The organism is Treponema primitia ZAS-1, from assembly GCF_000297095.1.
GTDB lineage: Bacteria > Spirochaetota > Spirochaetia > Treponematales > Breznakiellaceae > Termitinema > Termitinema primitia_A.
On record NZ_AEEA01000079.1, the window covers coordinates 24,137 to 46,063 of the forward strand.

Genomic DNA, 21,927 nt, shown 5'->3' on the forward strand with positions numbered 1-21,927 from the left:
TAGAAAACTTAACAGTTTTCTAAGGATTTCCGGAGTAATTTGGACATTCTTCTTTCGGGCAGGATTCACATAAGTGTAGATGATGACCTATAAATGCAATACGAAATATTTTATCTTGAATATCAAAATAAATTCGGACAGTGTGTCCTTTACTCTTAATACGGGTATATGGCTTGAAATGCAAAGAAAATAATTTTCTGTCGGTTCCTTCAATTACAAATTTCCTTTCGGGGCATATTTTGTATTCAGGACTTTCTTTTGAGCATATACATCCCCATGCATTCATCATTTCAGAGATTTTTTTGACTTTATCATTTTCAGGACAAGATAAGTCTCCCGATTCTATTTTACCGGCTATTTCATAAACTGTTTGCAGATAATAGTATATTCTTGCTGGCGGGTTTCCCGACTCAGGGGGGAGCTTTTGTTCAATACGACCTTTGTTGACTTCCGGTAAAAAGACAATTTTATCCGTAAAATTATTTTTTGCTACCGTGACAGCATCTGAAATACTCTGGAATTTCATGACATTCCCTGTATTGCCATCAATAATATTATTTATCTTGCGTATCCCAATCATATTAAATTCACCACTGATTTTTAACCGCATATTATTTTCAATTCCTTCTGCGGTTAATTTTGTGGTCATTTCCGAAAAATAATCACCATCAATTACAATGTAGTTATAATCAAGAGATTTATACCTATGATTTAGCTTGGCAATACGATAAGAATATTTATTAAATGTATCAAATAGCTCTTTGTATTTCTTAATTGGGTATTTATATCCTTTTAATACTATCGAACTAACATTTTTTGTTTCTTCTTCAATTGTTTTATAAAGCGCACCATGAATGCCACTTCCTCTGAATTTTTTCTTTTCCTTTTTTGAATAGGGGTCAATATATGTATCTGGTTTTTCAAGTTTATGACAAAGATACTCGTGATAATATATGAGAATATCTTTCGAATCAAAAGGTGACTTTTTTAATCCTTTATTTAAGGTTTCTTGTATATTTTTTACTGCTATTTTCACACTACAATTTATTTTTTCAAGTCGTAACTCTATGTTATCCATTAAGCTGATTGTAACAAGCGGATTCGATTCCAATTCCTGTAAAGCTAATATGTTACATTTGAAGTTTTCCCATTCTGTTTTCCAATTATCGGAATTTTCTGCTATGCCAAACACAGATGTATCAATTGTTAGATTAATCATCGCTTTCCTCGTATCCGTCATACGGATTGCTGCCCCATAGGGAATCATTTTTATCTGCTTCCTTGAGTTTTTTTCGGGTCGCATTTAAAATTTCCTCTGATACTATTAGTGATTCATCGAAAAATCCTGTGGGCCAATCTTCTGTTGCGCCATATTCTGAAACTTTTACTTCACGGAAAGTTGTTTGTAAGCTGTCTTTTGTGCTGAAATAGATTTTAATTGCATCACGGACAGAATTATCACCAAAAGGCGCTTTTGCAATTAGCAGTCTTAGTTTTTTTATAAAATACTCGCTATGGGTTTCGATAATGCACTGCTTCCCAAAAAGCGACATAGAAAGAAAAAAATCTGCTAAACGTGATTGCACTGCTGGATGCAGATGCAGTTCCGGCTGTTCAAAAACAAGGGTAGAACCTTTTTCTGCCAAAAGGCACATCACTACTATTGGCAAAACCTGACTTACCCCCACACCAACATGGGTAAGATCGTGGGCTTCATCTGCTACTGAAAGTTTTACTTGAAGTTCGTGCCCCAACTTTCCCTTATCTTGAGTTTCAACCGTTTCGGCAATTCCGAGATATTGAAGCCAATCGGTAACAGCTTTCTCAAGACTGATTTCAATTGTCGATAGATTCATATCTTTAAAACCTTCCGAAGGAATATACTCTATTTTCTTATCTTTATAAATATCAAGTACCGATGCGGTATTTTCTCCGCGCAATCCAACATCAACGGTATCGGCAGATGGTGCAATGGGATATAAAGCTTTTGGGGATTCCCTAAGGGGGCCAAGATATTTAAATGAATTTGTGAAATAGTCATCCAAATATTGTGCGGCTTTTTCTATCATGCGCGGTGTTTGTTCAATTTTTACGTATTTATTATTTTCCGTTTCTTCAAACACAGAATATATACGTCCTTTAAGATTCTCACATTGCTTAATCGCATCATAAACGGCTTCCTTTTTTTTCGGCTCTAATTCATCAATTCGTTCTCGCCATAGTCCTATGGTGTATTCTTGCCCTTGCTCTCTGTTATTAAAAACGTCATTATAATCGTCTGTGTTTTTTTCAATTACATCCTTAACAATATCCTGCAATAGTTCTATAATTCTATCTGGAATAGATATCGCATCTTCAATCGCCTTATTAATAGTTTTAATAGTTTTTAACTTTGATTTACTCATTCCATTTAAATTACTTTCTGACCTGGTTTTACCCAGTGTCTTAGACAAGCCAATCCCACCTGCCGCTGTAATTGCTACTGCAGTTGTCCATAGCGGTCCAATTATTGGAACCATACCAAATGCTATTGTACCCAGTCCTAATCCTATTGCACTTAATTCAAATGCTTTGCTTTTCGTATAAGCGACATCTTCTTTTGGAAACATTTCATTCTCTTGTGTGTTACCCTTTAACGCCTCAGCTATTAAAAATGCCTGCTCTTCAAAGTTGTCATAAGTACAGAACAGTTTTCCGGGAAGAAAATGACACGGGACACAACCAATCTTTTTTATCGATCTTACTTTTGTAGTTATTTCCCGTAACAAATTATCGGATATTTCTGCCTCATATTCATCTTCATTTGAAGACATAAGCGGATTTTCATTTTCACTAAACTGACTAACCGAAATATTATCATCAAAATCAATTCCATTCTCATCAGTAAACTTCCATGATAGTTTGGATTTAACGAGATGTGGCTGTACCTGAAATAGGGCGGTCAGTTTTTTATCAGACAAATCGGAACCGTGTCTTGCCGGTTCAGCATTAAAAGAAAAATCGCAGGCAATTTTATTTATAGATCCGTCTGCAAAGTATGGATTTCCGGAAAATTCATTTTTTACAATGTTTAGGGGATGATAAGTGCATCTTATAATTATCATGTCTGTCTCACTCCCGTTTGCTTTAATATCACTGAATTGTCCAAGCCTTGTCAAGAAACCATTCAAAACAACGGAGCGGGAACTGACTTTACTGGACAACGTTTGTGCTACCATCAGCATAGACTGAATGAGGGAGCTTTTCCCGCTACTGTTTGTGCCTGTAAGGACAGTAAGCGGTGCCAGATCGATATCCGCCTCATAAATTGATTTAAAATTGGTAAGTCCCCATTTAGTTAACATTGTTTAATCCTCGCTCATCTGTATTATATTGCACTATACCATTTTTGTCAATAAAAAATAACCAGAAAATAATACGGCTAAAAAAGCAGTCATCACAAGACTATAAACTTCGGCTTTTTTGTAATACAGTTTCTTGTATTTCGGCACTTCACGAAACGATGCTTCATAGTATTTGTCATCACGGATTTTATTTTTTGCTAATTCGGTTATTATACGATCAAGAGAAAAAATATTGATAATATTAGTTCGCTGTTCCCATTCGTTTTCGAACCTCCTGTTAAACTCACTTTCAAAACGCGCTCGAATCCGTGAATCAATTACCGGCTTGACGAATTTGGCAAGAACAAAAAAACGCACAACCATCAAACAAATACACTCGGCAATCACTACAACGATATTTATCATAAATTCCTCCATTAGCAATACTTGAAGCGAACTTGTACTGCAAGTCCAAGACGGGTTAGCCCTGCGCCTTGTCATAAGCGGTTTTTACCGCCAGGCGATCTTGATAGTGGTCGCTGCCCCTTTCAAGACAGTGGTCGTTATTGTCGCGGCAGTCAAAGTGCCCACCAGGACACTGATCAAGGATGCTCCAAACAGGATAGACAACATAATCATACTCCTTATCGAAAAGATGTTATACTTTTTGCAGTGCGGGTAAGCCGCAACCTTCATTATATTAATAGGGGGGGAGAGTTAAAAGTTGACATTTTTTTGGTGATTTTTTGCCCTTCTTTACACGCTGTACAGTACCTGCTCGCAGATAGTATCCAAGCACTGATCAACGATTGACTGATTATAAATCGCGTATTCAAGGCAATACCGAATCACAAGGTTGAAGCTCGAACGGGCATTCAATACCACATCTATAGAAAATGCATTCTGTGACGATACATTGAAAGGCAGCTGATTATTTGGCAAAAATTGTGAAAAACGTAACTCGCCTTGAGTTCAGAACTGGATTCAAGTGTGATATTATACTCCAGAGAAAAAACCGTATGCATGCAATTCATTCATCCCTTACCATTGAGGAAAACTCCCTTTTTCTAGGCGAAGTAACTGCCATGATTGAGGGAAAAGTTGTCGCTGGTAAGCAGATGGAAATTAAGGCCCCACCCGGATATTTTGGTTAGGCTTGCCATTGCCCTGGGAGTAGAAGTTCGGGACCTTTTTAGCTCTGAAAGCCCTGTTGCCGCCGACATTAAAGGGATAGTCGATAAGCTGACCGTTGATATGGCTTCCCTGGTAAATTCTTCACTGGAACTCATGGGCAAGGTCTCCGAGAAGGAATCCAATCCACCGGGTAAAAAGAGATAAAAACCCGGCCCCCATAACAGGGACCGGATAGGTTTATGTAATTTTAAGCGCCTTCTCTTTTTGGCGATATTTCTTCATAGTTTTGGCATCGGCGGTATACGCATAAATAAAATGGTGTTCTTTTCCCTTGATTTTTTTATCCCATACTCGGGCAAAGCCCATGTGTTCATAGAAACCAAAATTGGAGTCCGTGGTTGTTAGTACGATAATAGGGTAGTTTTTCGCCTGCGCCATAAAATCGGTGATAAGTTGCTTGCCATATCCTTTTCCTTGGAAACTTTCCATGGTCTTGAAAAAAGTGAGCCAGGCACATTGCGATATTGAAACTCCGATTGTGTTTCTGATAACATCACTGATCCGTTCTCCACTGCCGCCGCCAAGTTGTATCATAATGAACTCATCTTTCGCATTTCGTTGACTCTCAAGATAGGTGATGTATTTTTTGACATTATTTCTCTGCTGCCGATGGTTATTAAAACCTGGAATTCTCCCGATTAAGAAGCCTGCGGATTTTTTATTGGCATCAAACGCATATCCGAAATAATTGGCGTTTATATCAATGAGATATTGGAGCGCATCTATCCGGAATTCATCGTGATCCAACCAGGGGTCTATTTTGATATGGCCATCGTATCGAAACTTCACATATTCATCCAGAATGGCTTGGTCTTTTATTTTGGTATCAGTAAAGTCCTCAAGGCTGAAAATGTAATCAATTTGTTCATAAAGGTTCATATAAACCTCCGTTAGTCTATTTAAATGTTCCCCTTCCGGACTCGAATAAAAAAAGGCAGCCGAAGCTGCCAATGAGGTTTTTTCTATTGATAGAAAACTTCCTAAATTATATTTATTGTACCGGTTGTTCCGGTCCTTTTGCCTTTACACAAAAGAATACCAGGTTAAATCTGATTGCCCTCTGCCATAATTTGAAATCCCCCAAGTACCCGATACTAGCCTTATAGCCCTCTTGTTCAAGACGCTTTACAAACGAGGTATACGCCGTAACGACTTGCTTATTTGGCCGATGTGCAGACCACCGTACTTCCCGATGTGTCTTGAGTAGTTCGGTAACATATTCCTCCACATCATTCGTGGGGATACCGGATTTATCAAACCGAAATGCCAATAATTCATCAACAACTTGATGATCCTTTGGATTCTCATAACAGCCAATAAAACCGAGAAACTCGTTGGTATCATCATCCCTAATGAATACTCCTTGCCGGTCCTTCAGTTCAGGACATTTTACAACATCTTCAATGATCTCACGAATTGTATTCAATCCTTTTCTTCTTGTAATTATTTCTAAATAATTAACCATATTTCCTCCTTCACTACTATGTTTGTTATTATTTACCGTACCTTTGCCGGAATCGCCGCCAAAATCGATACTATTGAACTTACTTGCGAAGACGCTGAAATACCCGTTTTACACCAGATTGCGAAATGCTCACAGTTATTAAATATGAGGTTATACTTGCCCTCACCGATCCTGGAACGGGCGCGGTCCGCCGTTTCTTTGCCCGAATATAAATGGAAACCGGAACTTGAAAGCTCTACTACGAAGGCAGACACCGAATCTATAACCGTAAAAAGATTTGGATGCTCTATCATGGTAAATATTTTTGTTCCAAGATCCAGCTTCCGGTATGTGTCTGAAAATCTACATATCATGTATCGTCTCCCGTAACAGAAACGATTAAGTGTTGTTTCATGTATGCAAATAGTATCGCCAAATTCTCTGCTCTTAGCGGCATAGTGAATAACCCGATTTTCCCCGGCATAAACTCCATAGTGATAATACATGCCACGACTTACCACAAGAATGTCCCCGAGCTTTGGTATGTTTCTATCAGTTTTCAAAATGGCTTTCTCTATTCCCGGCATAATACTTTTTGTCCCGATTCAAAGAGCAGCGCATTTACATCGGCAATATCCCAAAGCTCATGCTCTATACAGAAGCGAATAACCAAATCCGATATAGAGCTATCGCTTAATGTAAATCCAGCCGTTTTTAAAAAGCCGTTAAATTCGGTAATTGTCAGGTGCAGGGCAAGACCAAACGCGATAGCCGTTTCTTTCTTAGGCTTGTAATTGCCGGTTGTCAGTAGTTTTGAGTACAGACGTTTGTCAATCCAAGCCCGTTTGTAAAGTTCCGCTGGTTTTAAGCCCTTTCCTTCCCGCAATCTCTCAAGGGTAAAGGCAAATAGTTCATGTTGATTTTGTTTCACAAAGGAGGCCAATAATTCTGTAGCTTCTCCGAAGGCATTCGGCCTTATGCCCCGCTCGGTACCGGACGGCAATGGCAATGACTTGGCTTTTCCCTTAAAAATTGGGGGAATTGACACAAGCCGGTATCGTTTCTTGATATACTCACGGAGTTCCGCAATCAGCGTTTCATGTACCATAGGGAGCCTCCTCCTACTCATCGTCATCAATGATATCATCCGTTTGCGGTAACGATGTGGTTATCAGGTTAGTAAACGGTTTTAAGGTGTCTGCGGCAGGATTCGTACCGATAACTCTCTGCTCCCTGATAACACCATGGATCATGCTATCGAGTTTTGACGTATCTTTGCTCATACTTACCCCTTTTCCGCAAAAATGTTGTTAAGAAAGTTCTCGGTCATTTCAAGAACCTTTTCTGTTGCCCCGTAGATTTCAGCGGTTGCTGCATCCAGGGCATCCACAATAGGACCGGCGATTTGAGCCGCCAGCTCGTCTTCCGCATCAATTTCATCCTGGGTTTTACCGGCATTAATTTCTTCCGGTTCCTCATCGGTACCATCCAAAGATTCCGCAAGCTCGTACAGTTTATCCGCCGCATCATCGAGGATCGTGGTGATCTTTTCAGTACCTTCGCTGAATCCATCTTCATTCTGAAAGTCATCAGTTTCGCTTTCCTTTATCATATATAATCCTCCAATTAGTATATTAGGACCGCTTTGCTGCAATCCTTATTGATTAAGATAAAACAGCATACCAAGAAAATGGTCGCCTCTCAGGGGACTTTCAGGCTATATCTGTTCTGTCTGCGGTGAATTTGAACCAAGTTTTCTGAAAATCCCGATCCGGCAGGGATCATCCCGGTAAACTTCCAGGATATTGGCAAGAATAGACCGGACAATTTCAGTATCCTGGTTTTCCAAAGCGCTGGTTAATAAGCTGAAGTACCCGGTGTAAAGCGCCGCCTTTTCACCAAACCGCTTCGTAAGATATTGGACCAATAGAACACGCTCGTTCCGTATGAGTTCCAAAGCTACATCCCGCTTCGCGCTGATTTCCTGCCGCCTGGTTTTTCCCTTTTCTACAAGGCCGGCATAATCGGTAACGGCTTTGAGTAATTCCCCAAATAAATCACCCTGCGGGATTGGCATAGGAAAAATGGGCATCACATCATGCTGCATTGAAAACCTCCCTTTTAACTTTGGAAAAGACAATTTCCGAATTTCCATTGAGCAGGCCATCGTGTGTAAGGATGTCAACCTCGATGACCGCTTTCAGGGCTTGCGTGAGCATGATACCTTTCTCAACCTGCTTCATGATGGAAACCGATGGTTGCCTTTTACCGGTAAAATGATAGGTTTTCAGCTCCGAAATAACCGGAGCGGCTCTGCTAATGAGCCCTTGGATGATATATTCACCCTCTTTTATCCGGACGCTCATTGCTTTCAGCGCTATCATGGTCTTTTCCATTCGGGCGATTTCAATGTCCGTATGTGCAGCGATCATTTCCGCTTGGGTTTTCGCCTCTGACCCTCCGATGGCATGGATAAACCCAGCGATTGGGATAGTTACCAAAGCGGCCCTAGCTAAAAATGACAGTACATCCTCCGGTTCACTGACGAAACCCTCAAGACATTTAATATTCTGCGCCATATAATGCAGATTTTTAATATTGGTTTCCTGATAGGCGGAAAGATTCACCGCCTTATACTGCGACAGTACTTTTACCGCATTTTTTATCTCGTTTTGATACACGGATCGTTTCATATCCGCAAAGTTTTTAAGCTGGTTTTTTACCGATGCCGTTTTTCGGCAGATCCGGTTATACATTACCTGGTACGATTCCGCTGCTTCGGCACTTATCTTCTCCGCCTCATTTCGGTCAATCATGCCTTTGATACCGGCGCCAATGCCCACGGCGGTTAAGCCAAGCCCAACCGCTTCACTTGCCGTCAATGCCGATGCGACACCGGCCGCTATTATTCCTAGTATTGGAAACATACATACCCTCCTCATTGAACTATACCCCACATACATGGGATGCCATAATTTTTAGATACCCTTCTCACCGGAATAAAAACAGGCCGCCCACTATTGGGACGGCCGTTTATCGTTCTCTGCCATTTGCCTAAAAGGGAACCGCAAACCCTTCTTCTGTATCGCCTGCGCCCGGTTGTTCCCCGGTTTCGTCCTGTTTAAACTCCGACCGGAACTCCGGACGGAACTCCACATGCTCCGCCACAATCGTTACCCTGGAACGGGCTTTTCCATCGGAGCCGGTCCACCGGTCCTGTTTTAATCGCCCTACCACTTTTACTGCTCTGCCTTTATGTCCTAAGTTTTGGACATTCTGGGCAAGTTTTGACCATGATTCAACATCGAAAAAGCTTACCTCCTTTTCCAGCCCTTCACCCTGTTTAAAAAAGCGGTTTGAAGCGATGCTGAACGTACAAATCGGCGTGCCTTTCGCTGTTTCATGGTACGCAGGGTCCCGTATCAGATTGCCTTCGATAATAATAGAATTGAGATTGTTCATGGTTCGTGCTCCTTGATTAATAGTAAACCACCCTATAAAAGGACGGCTTTTGCATGATAACTACGCCGCTTTCTTATCGGCATCAGCTTCGGGTAGGGGCATGATGACCGCAAATACGGATTCCTCCGCGCCATACTCTTTCAGTACGATTGCCTTACCTTTTTCGTTCTGGCAATACACCGACCATATTTTCTTGGGAAGGTCTTCAAGATAGCTCAGATTGATAAGCTCCCCCGTTTGGTTCATAACAGCGTGGAACACCCTGGACAGCCGCTCGGTTTGGCTGCGGTCTTTTCTCCGGCTGGTGTCCGTAAGATCAATGACCCCCCGTTTTCGGGTATTTTCGGGAATAACCCTTGTCCAATTCGGATAGTGTATGTTCTCCACCAGTTTGCCAAAAATGATCGTGTCTTTAGTCAAGACCGGCTTGTAATTCCCACCCGTAATTTTCAGACCAATCTCGGCAACATGAAGCCGTACACCATCAGATGCGATAAGGCGGCTGCCTTTTTTGGTTTCCTCAACATGCAGGACCGTGAGGTATTCACGGTTTACCTCTTTTGCGCTGGCTTTGAAGACAAAGGATATTGTTTCAAACTCAATTGGGTTTTCCTTACGGTTCAAAATGAAAGCAGCGGTTTCCGGCTTTGCTTCATTCTTTCTGCCCTTTGCTTTTCTAACCGGTTTAACCATTGTTTTGATCGCCGGTTTAAGTTCCGCCTTCTTGGACGGTTTTTTAGAAAAGACTTTCTTCCAATCTCTGACAATAGACGGATTGGTGTAGCCCATCCGTTCAAGGACAGGACGGGGAACGATGTTTGTTGCGCTCATAGTGCGCCTCCTATAGGGTAATTTAACGTAAGACCGCCACTGACAGCGGCGGCCGCAATAAGAAGGCCGATACTGCTTCGCCGGGAGGGGACCTGACAGAACGCGGTATCGGCCAAAGAAACAATGCGGGGTTACGCGGCTTGAGTAGCCGCAGGTACAGATGCGGGGATCGCCGTTTTTGGCTCATTGGCAGCTTTCCGCTTGGAAAGTTCATCGTTCAGGAACGTTTTGAGATCTTCCAAGTCTTTGATACCCGCTTCATCAGAATGGATCGATTCAATGATTTTCCGGGATTCCCCTTTTTCCATTTCGGTAAAATAGGGGTTTCCGGATTCTGAATTAGCCGTAATGATAACACCGATCTCATCAACAATCTTCTTGCCTTTTTCTTTTACGCTGCCGGCTATTGGCGGTTCCGTAAGCGGCGTTTTAGCAGGGACCGCTTTTGGAGGTTCGGTCTTAGCCTTCCCGGTTTTAGCGGGTTTCGTCTCAGGAACTGGAACCACCGTACCGCTTGAAAGCCAATCATACAGGGCAACGCCGAAAGCCTCCCCCGGCTTGTCAATGCTCTCATCCTGAAACTTGCCGGTACGGTCTTTGGTTACCGTCGCCTGATGTTTTTGGTCCAACTCCATGAGCAGGTCAAATTCAAACTCAATGCCCTTTCCCTGCTCCGGTTTTAACCCAACTTTTTCCGGTACCGATTTTCCGTCCTTCCGCTCACCGATTACCCATTCGGTATTACTCCGCATGGTAGCGATGATATGCCCGGGAAAATTGAGGATCGCGTCAATGAACTGCTTCTGCTTCGGGTTTACCTTCGCCCAGGGCGAAAAGGTGTTTTTGCTGGCGCTGTTTTGGGCGATACGGTCTACCTCGTCGGTGAGTTCCCGCCACGCATGGGAGAGGGAATCAATAACCAGTACTTTATACCCCGCCTTGATTGCCTCGTTCATGGCGGTGATATAATCATCCACCGTCTTTTTCCCCAGGTCATTTACATCAAATGAGATGCGGTCGGAATACTTGGATGCTGATCTGGCCTCCGTATCGATAACCGCGAAGGGTACGCCCATCGTATCGGCAATCCCCTTCGCCATCAGCAAGGCCGTCATGGTTTTCCCGGAACCTGACGGGCCGAATAACGCGCACCGCAAATAGAGTTGGGTACGCTCCGCTTTCTTAAAAGCCATTTTACTTCTCCTTTGCCGGGTTATTTAGTAACCCGACTTCGTACTATCAACTTCGGTATTGATCATCATCCATACCGGATTTGTATACCGTAAGCTGTTCTGTTAAATCATGTGCCGGTTATATAAGCGCTGATACAGAGTACCCTCACCATGCCGGATATTGATTTTAAAGATATATGCCCCCTGTCGGATAATGTCGCAGTCATGTCCCCAAAATAATTTCCGCATCCCTGTTATGCTTGGGTGAGGGCCTGCCGAGGGTATATCGGCATCAGTTAAATCAAGCGCCGACCGGGGTACATAGACAGTCCTTCCCTTCAAGTAATTCTCCTTCCACCTGTTAGGCCGCCGCCTTGATATCCGGGATGTTGACACCATCCTGACAGTAATTGCAGAACCCCCGGCAAAGACAGTAAGACTGACATTTCACCGATTCCCCGGGACGTATTTCAACGGAGTGGCCTTTACCCAGTTCGGCGGCCATAGACTCCGCCGTTTCTTTGTCATCCAAAACACACACCGCCGTTTTCCTTCCCTCCTTCTTGACGGCATATTTAGTCGGCTTATCCCACCGTTCATCGGGAGTACAGGGGGGAATATCGTTATCCCCAAGTTCCTGACACCGTACATATTCCCGGATCTTATTTTTAATAAAGTTTTCTATCTTGAGAATATTCAGGAAGCTAACGCCAAACTCATAGACGTATACCGGGTTTTTGGGATATTGGTAATCACGGGTTGCATCGGTTTTACTATGGTCTTTCAGTAAGGCGATGAACCGGCACTGCTTAACCATAAATCCGTTTCGGGCAAGGAGCCAGGAATATATCATTCCCTGCTTGTACCAATCGTCAAAATCACCAACCTTAATCTTCCAGATCGAGGCGGTTTTATAATCGCAGATAATACCGTTTTGCATGTCGTAGTTGTCGATTCGGCCTGTTACGGTAATATCACCTACGGGGTAGCTTATTTCCTGTTCGGTAAAGTCATGCTCCCCTTCCTGTTCCAAGAGAGAGTGAACCGCTGTACCCCAGATAGCCCATATCCGGTCTGATACATCATCCTCCAAATGCTCCCAATGGCGGTCGGTAAGGATGATTTGTTTTACCCCCTGTAAAAGTGTCGTAGCCGAAATACACCCCGGCTGATTGTGCCGTTCCGTGGAAACTGCTTTTACCAGCCCCTCCGGAAGATTCAATTTGTTGGTTATTATCATAGATACCTCCTATGCAGTTTCTTCGTCCTCATCCGCATCCAGGTAACCGAGTTCAACCATGTCCTCGCGGGTCATGTCCCAGCTATCATCCCGGATCACTTCGCCCTGCCGGCTTTCAAAAACACCCCTGAAACCGATACCGCCTTCGCTGTATTCAAGCGTAAAAGATAGAGCGGTGTACCTTTTGGTAAGGGCTTCCAGTATCGGGATCGGGGGAGACCAGGCGGTTTCAAACCAGACCGAAATAGAACCGTCATTATCTTCAATATCGCACTCTGAGATATTCCCGTTTGTACCCCAATGGTCATACTGTTTTTCATACCAGTCTTCACCCGGTTCCCCTAAAGGAACTATCTTCTCAAAGTCTAAGGTTTTTCGGTTATACTCGTTCTCTGAAAAACATTCAGACAGAAAAACATCCACGTCTTTCCTAGAACCTTCCGCTTTTAAACGGTTTTCACACCAGTTCGGCATACTACCCTCCTGCAATAGACGTTTGCTGAGTAACCGGCTTGTAGCTTTGATGAAGCTTTTCACGCAGTTCGGCAAACTCACCGATATGAAATACTCTGCTCCCAACCCGCAGGTGGTATTCATCAATATACTGACAGACCTCATGCACCACAGAACCGTCATTCAAGCTAATCTCAATTTCGTCTCCGTCTTTGATGGTAAACAGCGTTTTATACGAACTGTTAATAAAACGAATTTCTTTCGTTTCCATATAAATCCTCCTTTGGGTTTATAATAAGCCTTTTGTTATCAGGTTCAGGATTTCCTGACTAATCGCCTGAACACGGACGGTTGCTTCACGATACCCTTGATCGTCCGAACGAACAGATGCCCACCGTTCATTGAATAATTGCATCAATGGACTGCCGACTCGCGCATGGCGTTCAACTATTTTCAGTTTTTCAGAAATATCGGTTTTCATGGTACCCCTCCGCTTTTATCTGCATCACCCTTTTTTCTGAAATCATCCAGTAATCCGATATAGTCAAAATCTTCAAGTTCGCTGAGTAGGCCATCAAAGTCTTCTGACGGCCCGAGCATATCCGCAATCGCACGAATGGCCATTGAATCAACTCCATAGTCATCCGCAAGATTATTGAGGTAATCGTCACGATCTTTATAACCATGTGAGGTATAATTTGGTTCTCTCATTCCATTACTTCCGTTATTTGCGTTAAAATAAGCCGCCCTTACGGACGGCCTTTAAGATGGTAAGAATGGGTTTGCGTACTATGCCGCAAGCTCCAGGATAATTTCCTGGGCATGAGTCATCACTTCATCACCGTCCAGAAACCGCGCCATTTTTGTGTCCGCATAAGTCGCCGTTTTACGTCTTGGTTCCGCATTGGAACGGTAATCCGCGATTGCCTGATATGCTCCCCATGCCGTTCCCCGGAAGTTTTGTAAATCATCCTTCTGCTTAAAGAGAGTTTTGATAAGCTCCTTTACTTCGAGGTTTGATTTGACTTGGCGGGTAGACATCTGTTTTGAAGCAGGGAACAGTTTATCCAGCACTTTCGTGATATTTACCTTCTTTCCGGCGAGCATGGATGCAAATACTTCAAGATCGTGGAAGTATTTAGATGCCGCGCCCATGGTTCGCAGAGCTTCGTCTTTCCGCTGTTCCATATTAGTCAGGTGACGGATTGATATTTTCCGTTTTGCCGTATGGAGCGCTGCCGTTAGGGTGTTGTTACAAACTACCCGGATACCGGTCAAGAAAACTTGCAGGGATGCCGTGCCGTCGTGGGCATTGGATAGACAAAGATAGGGCTGATAGTCATCGCCTACAATTCGGCTTTTTGGCATATTTACCAGCATGAAAACCCTCCGGCCATTCCAAAGACTACCGGCAGTTTCGTAGGTACATTTTGCCTTATTTGTCCCTATCAATTCATCCGCAAAGGCAAAAACATCTTTGTTTTGAGCAACACAGTACCGGTCCGTTACGATACCAAGGACTTCCTTTGTGTCACTCCTGACATTTGCCACAAAACCCGGAATTGCTTGCACCCAGTTCCCCGCAGCAAACACCGAAATTTGGTCAACCTTCCAGATAAGTTTCGCCGCTTTGATGGCTTCATCCGAAGTAAGTACGCCGTCCAATACCGTTCCAATTTCATGCCACGGTACAACGCCTTTGCCGCTGAACATCCAATCGTTTTCCATAATTCCATGTGCCATAATTAAGCACCTCCAAAAATGAAATAGGCCGCCTCAATCGGGCGGCCTTTGTGTGATATTTCCAGGCAGCAACGCTGCCATAATAAGGAAGTTAATAGTTCTGAGGGATCATAGATTTATGTTCCTTCCAAAAAATCTTTCAATGTAAATTTCAAGATTTCATCATCTTCCGGCAGGCAGCCGTTTTTCCTAAAGCTGAAATACTCTGATTTCCCTATAATAAGATGATCCAGTACATTGACTCCTATGATATGACCTGCGGCTACAAGTCTATTGGTTATGCCCTTGTCTTCGTTTGATGGCTCTAAATCTCCGGAAGGATGATTGTGGCAAAGAACTACGGCAGTGGCCAGGTCTTGTATAGCCGGGTAGAATACTTCCCGGGGATGGATGATTGTCCGGTTAATAAGACCGGTAGTTACAATACGGACAGACAATGGCTCATGGACGCTATTGAGCGTCACTACAATGAACTGCTCCTTTTTAGCCTGGGCATATCGTTTGACAAGGTCGTATATATCATCGGGGTTCTGAATCTTTCCAGCGTATGCTACTTTCCGTTCAGAGACGATTTCATAGAGCATAGAGATACCTCCTGTAAATGAATAAGGCCGCCCCATGCGGAGCGGCCCAGATAACTTATAAGTTATTCTAAGTAATAATATATAAGTGTAGGAGGGGTTTGATACGGTTTTAAATTATTTACTAGTATTAATGTCTCAATTTATACTGTTTAATTAAAACATCTCTTTCATCTCGATTCTTTAAATATTCTTTTTTAACATTTTTTAAAAAATCAAAATGCCAATTATATTTCGCAACAATTTCATGATCCATTTCTTTTTCCATGAAATCAAGTTAAAACGGCTTTTAACCCCTGGATATTTCACAAAGGTAATATTTGGGGGGATTTTAAGCAGATTGGGTTTGGCGGCTATATATTATCAGTCAAATACTACCCGTACCGCAAAAAAGTAAAATTTCGCTATCTTAAAGAATATTTGCTCTTATCGCCCTTGACACTTTGAACTATATGTAGTATCTTTTTCATGATGAATCCCACCTAAAACCAGATTTAATATCGCATCTGTATGATTTTACGCAATAGGTATGCCTATTGAGGTAAAAAATAGTACGGAACGGATTAGGTCTTAAAATGACTTGTATCGGCTGTGGCAAATCCTTCTCCTTTTCTCAAAAGGGGCAAGGTTTCAATTGGCCCAGCAAGACAGGCCAGAAAAAACCTCATCTTAAAGAACCCAGACGCTAAAAATGTGAAGGTCGCTATCAGGACAAGCGATCTTCCATAAAACAAAGGGGACCGGCGCTCCCCCCTCTATATGCGGAAACCGTTCAGTCGAAGACCGGGACTCATCCGCCAAAAACTATCGACCTTATAGAAGCACCCTTTGCCTTTTACAAATGCAGAGCGTTCATGTTGCGTTATACCGGTTTTAGGTTCCACCAGTATATCGGTGGTTTAATTTTTTTGGATGGCATTAGCCAACCAGTTTCTAAATAATGAGGAAATATCATGGAAAACAAAGAGTTGAATGAGATGACATTACTTGATTCAATCGGTCAGATATTGGAATTTTCAAAAGATTCCGGGCTGAGTAAAACTTTTTTTGAAGCTGCTAAAGACCATTTGAATTTTGTTTCAAACGAGTTGCATATTACACCCATTCAAGCAGCCCTCTTTGCCCATATTTTTGATTCAAGCATCGCAGGAAGCCAATACATGGGGGATCATTTGTTTATTGAATCTTTAAAATGTACAAAGGTTCAATATCTTGAATACCTGAACGATATTGATGAGCTGGTTAATATAAACTATGTTACTCAAATTATTCAACATGATGTTTCACCAACATACCGTATCCCCAGAGAAATCATTTTTGCCCTCAGAAAAGGAAAGGTTATAAAGCCGGAGAACTATATTAATATTTCTATTGGTAAATTATTTTCAGTCCTTAAAAAGACGTTCCTGCGCCGCTATAATGATGCGCTTGTTTATGATGAATTTATGGCGCTTTTGTCTTTCCTCCTGGACAATAATCAGCACCTTGAATTCGTCAAATTGATAAAGGGGTATAATCTGCTACTTGCAGATGCCGCTTTGCTCCTCTATTTCTGTCATAAGCATGTTGCCAGCCCGTACTATTATATGGATGACACGGTTATTAATTTTGACTCTATACGAAAAGAATTTGGAAACGAAGATGATCCTATTTTTGCAGATATGCAATTTATCGATCCCCTGCGGAATGGGAATCACCGCTTACAGGAATTGGGATTAGTAGAAAATGCAAACAATAACGGTTATGCGATGGGAGATGTTTTTTGTTTAACCGACAAGGCAGTCGATATGCTGTTAAAGGAAATAATTGTTAAAAAGCCCGGAAATAATCAAAACATGATTTTGTGCAATGATATACCGGAAAAGACATTGTATTATAATGCAGACCAGAACGATAAGGTACAAAACCTTATTGATCTGCTGCTTCCGCTTAATTTCAAGGGAGTAGAGAAACGCCTTAAAGAAAAAGGTATGCGGAATGGCTTCGCCTGCCTCTTTTCCGGGCTGCCGGGAACTGGAAAAACAGAAACGGTCTATCAAATAGCCAAAAAAACCGGCCGCGATATTTTACAGGTTGACATTTCAGAAATAAAAAGCAAGTGGGTTGGTGAAAGTGAGAAACAAATTAAAAAGATTTTTACCGATTACAAAAAACAGTTAGAATCTGTGGATACAGCGCCTATCCTGCTTTTTAACGAAGCTGATGCTATTATCGGCCAGCGTATGAATTTTAACGGGAATAGCCATGCCGTTGATCAGATGGAGAATACTATCCAGAATATTATTTTACAGGAACTGGAAGATCTTTCCGGGATATTGATAGCCACCACCAATCTGACCAAAAACATGGACAAGGCTTTTGAGAGGCGTTTCCTCTATAAAATTGAATTTGAAAAACCGGAACTGGAAGCAAAAAAATCAATCTGGCAGTCTATGATACCGGAATTATCCGAAAATGATGCCGCACTCCTAGCAATTCGTTTTGATTTTTCCGGCGGTCAAATAGAGAATATTGCCCGGAAACGCACGGTGGATGAAATTTTAACCGGGGCGGCTCCTTCTATTGAACAACTACTGGCTTATTGCCGTGATGAAGTTGTGGTTACGGATACGGTTCAACGGATAGGATTTGCTGCGTAAAACAGAACTTGAGAAGCGGGAAGGCTATTTCATACATTTTTGTAGGAAATAATGATAAAACATAGGTCAGTAAGTCATCTTAATCTTTTTCCATAAAGAAGATACGATACTAGGTAAGGATTTTAGACATGGCCGGACCATTAAATGCAAAAGTCATCATTGCCCGATGCTCAAAAACGAAAAAAACATTTGGAATCCGTATCGAACAGCGGCAGAATGATTGGGTACGCACCTGGGCTTTTAAGATTGATGAAAAGAAGGCAAAGCATGAAGGCTTTCATGCTGGCCTGGTTACTGGTACAATGAAAGCAACCGATGGCTACCCCGGTTGCCCTCATTGTAGGAGCAACGACCTGTTTTTTTGTTTAAAAGAAGCTGGCGGTTGCGGGAACATAGGATGTTATGACGGGCCTATTGGTCAATATTATACCTGTCCTTGGTGCGGATTCCAATGCAAAACTGTAGAATCGAACATCGTTGATGTTTCAGGTGGTAATTTATGAATATTTTGGAGAAATAAATGGCAGATTTACCCAATGGATATACCACAAAAACAAAGGCTTATAAAACCGTAAAAGTGTTGCAGAAACTTGGTGAAGGCGGTCAGGGTGCGGTTTACAAAGTTGACTACAACGGTCATTTGAAGGCATTGAAATGGTATTCCGGTATGAAACTGGAATATCCTGAAAAATTCATCGCAAACCTCGAAAACAATATCAAAAACGGTGCGCCAACAAAGTCTTTTTTATGGCCCGAAGATATTACCGAAATGAGCGGTGATGCTTTTGGCTATATCATGGATTTGTTCCCACCTGAATATGAGGATTTTTCTAAACTTTTGCGTGGTAAGGCCCGTTTTGCCGGTGGTTATACAGCCATGCTCAATACCGCACTGCATATTACTGCTGGTTTCCGTGAACTGCATAATGCCGGTTACAGTTACCAGGACTTAAATGATGGCAATTTCCGTTTTAATCCTACAACCGGGGATGTCTTAATTTGTGACAATGATAATGTTGCCGCAAAGCCAACTGGAATTGCCGGAAAAGCCCGCTATATGGCGCCTGAAATTGTCGCAAGGCGCGCTACGCCAAACCGTTACACCGACAGTTTCTCACTTGCCGTTATACTTTTTATGCTTTTCACCCGTAATCATCCCCTTGAGGGGAAAAAATGGGCTAGCGTCCCTTGCCTGAGTGCAAAATATGAAAAGAAACTTTATGGTGAAGAACCTGTTTTTATTTTTGACCCTACAGACACTTCAAATCAGCCTGTACCGGGATTGCATAAAGGGGCGATAAATAACTGGCCTTCGCTGCCTTTATATATTCAAGATGCATTTACTAAATCTTTCAGTAAAAAGGCAATGACAGACCCTAATGAACGGCTTATTGAACGCGATTGGCTCAGGTTATTTATCCGCATGAGAAGTGAAATTTTCAAGTGCCCTTCTTGCGGTGAAATCTACTTTGCCGACCCCGTTAATCTTAACCCCTGCACAAAATGCGGAAAGGCAAATACTTTTTTTGCTTACATTAAAACACCACGATACAATGTGGCTTTACATCAACGCACCAAACTTTATTTATGCCATACAGATAAAGAATCCGAAGATTTTCAGTCTCTTACTGGTGAGACAACATTAAATAACGGCAATTTTGAATTAAAGAATCTTTCCGGTAAAAATTGGTCTGTAATTGAAAGTAAAAATACAACGGCTCTTGGTCATAATGGTATAGCAGTCTTAAAGAAGGGCATAGAAATTGATTTTGGCGGAACAATCGCTCAAATTGTATAATTAATTAAGGGGGTAAGTAAATGTCATTAGTAGACGATGTGGAAATGCCGCGCAGGACGATGGTTCTCTTTTTTGTAATCGACTCTTCCGGCAGCATGGACGGAGATAGAATTGAATCGGTAAATTCTTCCATTCGGGAAGTTCTTCCCGACATTCAAGAAATATCCGATGAAAATGCAGATGCGGAAATTAAAATTGCCGTTCTGGAATTTTCGTCCGGTGTTCTGTGGTTAACCGTAGGTGGGCCAATGCCTCTTGACCAGTTCAGGTGGAACGATATAAAAGCCGCAGGAGTTACTGACTTTGGAGCAGCCTGTAGAGAATTGAATGACAAACTTTCAACCAAAGCTTTTATGAAAGATGCAACTGGTTCATTTGCCCCGGCCATATTCCTTATGTCCGATGGTGAACCGACCGACAACTGGAAAGATGAATTGACTAAGCTCAAAACAAATAACTGGTTTAAGTCCGCAATAAAAGCTGCCATTGCTATTGGACACGATGCAAATACGGATGTACTTAAAGAATTTACCGGCAGTATAGAATCCGTTTTTGAAATTCAAAACAAACACATGTTAAAACGCATGATCCGCTTTGTTAGTGTCACCGCATCACGGGTTGCAAGTAAAAGCTCCAACGCAGGTTCTGTTGATGGAGATGAGGCAAAACAGGCCGAATTGAACGCCGGCATAAAAGAAGAACTTCAAGAAGCGCAAACAGAAGCTAAATCAAATCCATCATTAGTTGAAGAAGTGTGGTAAAGTATGAATAATTATCGTTCTTTTTCCATCACGGCTAAAGGGAGAGATCATGTCAAAGTTGGAAAAGAATGTCAGGATTATTCCTATCACTATGAAAATGACTTAATTTCTCTATCTTTAGTTGCCGATGGACACGGTGATGATAATTGTTTTCGATCAGAGCGTGGCGCTGAATTCGCTATAAAATGTGCCAAGGAAGGTATATTTGAATTTGTTCGGGATATAAATAAATATATAAAGAATAACAGCGATAAAAATTCAAACCGCTTTGAACTGGAGAAGCTACTAAAAGAAAGGCTTGTTGCCAGTGTATGCCGTTCTTGGCATGTTAAAGTCATTGATGATATTGAAAAACATCCGCTTACGCACATTGAGTTAGAAAAAACGGATGAAAAATATCGCGGCAGATACAGTGCCGGTGAAAAATTGCACCATATATATGGAACAACGCTTCTAGCCGCTGTTGTTACGCAGAATTATTGGTTTGGTTTTCATATCGGCGATGGGCGCTGGACAGCATTGTATAAAGGCGGCGAATTTGACCAGCCTGTCCCTTGGGATGATCGTTGTTACTTAAATGTAACGACATCACTCTCCGATGAAGATGCCGCCGAAACAGCCCGAGTGGTTTTTTGGCTAAACAAAGAAAAAAAACCACCGGCGGCCATTTTTCTTTGCAGTGACGGTGTTGATGATAACTACCCGGTAAATGAAAACGACAAGCATCTTTTTCGCAAAGTCTACCGAAAAATTGCATTATGTTTTAGCAAGGATGGTTTTGATTCTACATATAAACAGCTAGAAGAATTGGTTAATCTTTGTGCCGCTAAATGGAAGGGAGATGATACCAGTATTGCTGGAATTGTTGATTTGGAAACAATTAAATCGCTTGAACCGATATATGAGCGACAAATTGCGGAAGAAAAAACAATTACAGAACCCATAAACCTGAATAGTGAATTGGCATTAAAAATTTTTTATACTCCCGGAGACAATTAATATGTTTAGTGCCGATTTTATTAAGATACTTCAAACACTTCTGGCCGAACAAGGTAAAGCAGCCCTTCTTAGCGGATCAAAATGTAAAGCCATGCTGTTTGATTATACCCATAGAGAATACCCGAAGGAATGTCGGCTTATAGTTCAGGCGGTTGAGGCGGGTATTTCAAAGGCATTGGACAACACAAATGAATTAGCAATTTGCAAATTACAACAAGCCCGTATATTGCACGATGATTATTTTTTATCCCAAGATATTGCAATGGAAGTAATAAATTGTCTTGCCT

General features: G+C 42.0%; 29 protein-coding genes. 8 read left to right on the forward strand and 21 right to left on the reverse strand.

The genetic code is table 11. From position 1 onward, the window contains the following. Positions 1 to 19 precede the first annotated feature (19 nt). From TPRIMZ1_RS0113110 to TPRIMZ1_RS0113120, 3 genes are read right to left on the reverse strand one after another with little or no spacing between them, the layout of a single operon-like run. On the reverse strand, positions 20 to 1,267 hold the full coding sequence (locus TPRIMZ1_RS0113110; RefSeq protein ID WP_198429939.1) for a hypothetical protein: 1,248 nt from the start codon (positions 1,265 to 1,267) through the stop codon (positions 20 to 22). After that, a complete protein-coding gene (locus TPRIMZ1_RS19845) occupies positions 1,212 to 3,344 on the reverse strand; it encodes a DUF3696 domain-containing protein (RefSeq protein ID WP_010260655.1) in 2,133 nt (710 codons plus the stop codon). Before TPRIMZ1_RS19845 ends, TPRIMZ1_RS0113110 begins: the two co-directional genes overlap by 56 nt. A 33-nt stretch (positions 3,345 to 3,377) precedes the next feature. After that, positions 3,378 to 3,749 (reverse strand): hypothetical protein, encoded by a 372-nt coding sequence (locus TPRIMZ1_RS0113120; protein WP_010260657.1) that lies wholly within the window; start codon positions 3,747 to 3,749, stop codon positions 3,378 to 3,380. Between the two features lie 509 nt (positions 3,750 to 4,258). Here TPRIMZ1_RS0113120 and TPRIMZ1_RS19050 point away from each other — a divergent pair. Together TPRIMZ1_RS19050 and TPRIMZ1_RS0113135 are read left to right on the forward strand one after the other, a co-directional pair. Then, positions 4,259 to 4,477, forward strand: a complete 219-nt coding sequence (locus TPRIMZ1_RS19050) for a hypothetical protein (RefSeq protein WP_010260659.1) — start codon at positions 4,259 to 4,261, stop codon at positions 4,475 to 4,477. Continuing rightward, positions 4,470 to 4,661 (forward strand): hypothetical protein, encoded by a 192-nt coding sequence (locus TPRIMZ1_RS0113135; RefSeq protein WP_010260662.1) that lies wholly within the window; start codon positions 4,470 to 4,472, stop codon positions 4,659 to 4,661. Before TPRIMZ1_RS19050 ends, TPRIMZ1_RS0113135 begins: the two co-directional genes overlap by 8 nt. Before the next feature lie 33 nt (positions 4,662 to 4,694). On the opposite strand, the gene TPRIMZ1_RS0113140 is transcribed toward TPRIMZ1_RS0113135, so the two are convergent. The 18 genes from TPRIMZ1_RS0113140 to TPRIMZ1_RS0113230 form a co-directional block, all read right to left on the reverse strand. After that, positions 4,695 to 5,396, reverse strand: a complete 702-nt coding sequence (locus tag TPRIMZ1_RS0113140) for a GNAT family N-acetyltransferase (protein WP_010260665.1) — start codon at positions 5,394 to 5,396, stop codon at positions 4,695 to 4,697. A gap of 112 nt (positions 5,397 to 5,508) precedes the next feature. After that, positions 5,509 to 5,982 (reverse strand): hypothetical protein, encoded by a 474-nt coding sequence (locus tag TPRIMZ1_RS0113145; protein ID WP_010260668.1) that lies wholly within the window; start codon positions 5,980 to 5,982, stop codon positions 5,509 to 5,511. Between the two features lie 32 nt (positions 5,983 to 6,014). Beyond that, a complete protein-coding gene (locus tag TPRIMZ1_RS20105) occupies positions 6,015 to 6,548 on the reverse strand; it encodes a lecithin retinol acyltransferase family protein (protein ID WP_081503675.1) in 534 nt (177 codons plus the stop codon). Then, positions 6,536 to 7,069: a helix-turn-helix domain-containing protein gene (locus tag TPRIMZ1_RS0113160; protein WP_010260675.1), complete on the reverse strand. Its 534-nt coding sequence runs from the start codon at positions 7,067 to 7,069 to the stop codon at positions 6,536 to 6,538. The genes TPRIMZ1_RS20105 and TPRIMZ1_RS0113160 overlap by 13 nt, the downstream gene beginning before the upstream one ends. Before the next feature lie 13 nt (positions 7,070 to 7,082). After that, the gene (locus TPRIMZ1_RS20735) at positions 7,083 to 7,244 is read right to left on the reverse strand and encodes a hypothetical protein (RefSeq protein WP_010260677.1); all 162 of its coding nucleotides are present in this window, start codon (positions 7,242 to 7,244) and stop codon (positions 7,083 to 7,085) included. A 2-nt stretch (positions 7,245 to 7,246) separates the two neighbouring features. Next, positions 7,247 to 7,573, reverse strand: coding sequence for a hypothetical protein (locus tag TPRIMZ1_RS0113170; RefSeq protein WP_010260680.1), 327 nt, complete (start codon positions 7,571 to 7,573; stop codon positions 7,247 to 7,249). A 105-nt stretch (positions 7,574 to 7,678) separates the two neighbouring features. Next, a complete protein-coding gene (locus TPRIMZ1_RS0113175) occupies positions 7,679 to 8,068 on the reverse strand; it encodes a hypothetical protein (protein WP_010260683.1) in 390 nt (129 codons plus the stop codon). Then, complete coding sequence (locus tag TPRIMZ1_RS0113180) at positions 8,058 to 8,888, reverse strand: hypothetical protein (RefSeq protein WP_010260699.1); 831 nt, start codon at positions 8,886 to 8,888, stop codon at positions 8,058 to 8,060. Before TPRIMZ1_RS0113180 ends, TPRIMZ1_RS0113175 begins: the two co-directional genes overlap by 11 nt. Positions 8,889 to 9,015: 127 nt before the next feature. Continuing rightward, positions 9,016 to 9,423, reverse strand: a complete 408-nt coding sequence (locus tag TPRIMZ1_RS0113185) for a single-stranded DNA-binding protein (protein ID WP_010260702.1) — start codon at positions 9,421 to 9,423, stop codon at positions 9,016 to 9,018. 60 nt (positions 9,424 to 9,483) lie between these two features. Continuing rightward, the gene (locus TPRIMZ1_RS0113190; RefSeq protein ID WP_010260707.1) at positions 9,484 to 10,254 is read right to left on the reverse strand and encodes a hypothetical protein; all 771 of its coding nucleotides are present in this window, start codon (positions 10,252 to 10,254) and stop codon (positions 9,484 to 9,486) included. A gap of 131 nt (positions 10,255 to 10,385) precedes the next feature. Continuing rightward, positions 10,386 to 11,447: an ATP-binding protein gene (locus tag TPRIMZ1_RS0113195; protein ID WP_010260718.1), complete on the reverse strand. Its 1,062-nt coding sequence runs from the start codon at positions 11,445 to 11,447 to the stop codon at positions 10,386 to 10,388. Positions 11,448 to 11,787: 340 nt separating this feature from the next. Beyond that, positions 11,788 to 12,666: a PD-(D/E)XK nuclease family protein gene (locus TPRIMZ1_RS0113200; RefSeq protein WP_010260727.1), complete on the reverse strand. Its 879-nt coding sequence runs from the start codon at positions 12,664 to 12,666 to the stop codon at positions 11,788 to 11,790. 9 nt (positions 12,667 to 12,675) lie between these two features. Further along, a complete protein-coding gene (locus TPRIMZ1_RS0113205) occupies positions 12,676 to 13,140 on the reverse strand; it encodes a hypothetical protein (RefSeq protein WP_010260730.1) in 465 nt (154 codons plus the stop codon). 1 nt (position 13,141) lies between these two features. Further along, positions 13,142 to 13,390 (reverse strand): hypothetical protein, encoded by a 249-nt coding sequence (locus TPRIMZ1_RS0113210; RefSeq protein WP_010260732.1) that lies wholly within the window; start codon positions 13,388 to 13,390, stop codon positions 13,142 to 13,144. Between the two features lie 18 nt (positions 13,391 to 13,408). Then, entirely contained in the window at positions 13,409 to 13,600 is a 192-nt protein-coding gene (locus tag TPRIMZ1_RS0113215; RefSeq protein WP_010260735.1) for a hypothetical protein, read from the reverse strand. Then, positions 13,597 to 13,830: a hypothetical protein gene (locus TPRIMZ1_RS0113220; protein WP_010260737.1), complete on the reverse strand. Its 234-nt coding sequence runs from the start codon at positions 13,828 to 13,830 to the stop codon at positions 13,597 to 13,599. Before TPRIMZ1_RS0113220 ends, TPRIMZ1_RS0113215 begins: the two co-directional genes overlap by 4 nt. 78 nt (positions 13,831 to 13,908) lie before the next feature. After that, the gene (locus tag TPRIMZ1_RS0113225) at positions 13,909 to 14,862 is read right to left on the reverse strand and encodes a DUF932 domain-containing protein (protein WP_010260739.1); all 954 of its coding nucleotides are present in this window, start codon (positions 14,860 to 14,862) and stop codon (positions 13,909 to 13,911) included. 116 nt (positions 14,863 to 14,978) lie between these two features. After that, complete coding sequence (locus tag TPRIMZ1_RS0113230; protein ID WP_010260741.1) at positions 14,979 to 15,446, reverse strand: JAB domain-containing protein; 468 nt, start codon at positions 15,444 to 15,446, stop codon at positions 14,979 to 14,981. 950 nt (positions 15,447 to 16,396) lie between these two features. Here TPRIMZ1_RS0113230 and TPRIMZ1_RS19850 point away from each other — a divergent pair. From TPRIMZ1_RS19850 to TPRIMZ1_RS0113265, 6 genes are all read left to right on the forward strand, one after another. Continuing rightward, entirely contained in the window at positions 16,397 to 18,082 is a 1,686-nt protein-coding gene (locus TPRIMZ1_RS19850) for an ATP-binding protein (RefSeq protein WP_010260745.1), read from the forward strand. A gap of 128 nt (positions 18,083 to 18,210) precedes the next feature. Beyond that, positions 18,211 to 18,585 (forward strand): TerY-C metal binding domain-containing protein, encoded by a 375-nt coding sequence (locus tag TPRIMZ1_RS19065; RefSeq protein WP_010260747.1) that lies wholly within the window; start codon positions 18,211 to 18,213, stop codon positions 18,583 to 18,585. Positions 18,586 to 18,602: 17 nt separating this feature from the next. Beyond that, entirely contained in the window at positions 18,603 to 19,880 is a 1,278-nt protein-coding gene (locus TPRIMZ1_RS0113250) for a protein kinase domain-containing protein (protein ID WP_010260751.1), read from the forward strand. Positions 19,881 to 19,900: 20 nt separating this feature from the next. Next, entirely contained in the window at positions 19,901 to 20,641 is a 741-nt protein-coding gene (locus TPRIMZ1_RS0113255; protein ID WP_010260754.1) for a vWA domain-containing protein, read from the forward strand. 3 nt (positions 20,642 to 20,644) lie between these two features. Continuing rightward, a complete protein-coding gene (locus tag TPRIMZ1_RS19070; protein ID WP_010260758.1) occupies positions 20,645 to 21,640 on the forward strand; it encodes a protein phosphatase 2C domain-containing protein in 996 nt (331 codons plus the stop codon). Between the two features lies 1 nt (position 21,641). Beyond that, positions 21,642 to 21,927, forward strand: a 286-nt coding sequence (locus TPRIMZ1_RS0113265) for a hypothetical protein (RefSeq protein WP_010260761.1), incomplete at its 3' end; no start/stop codon positions are given.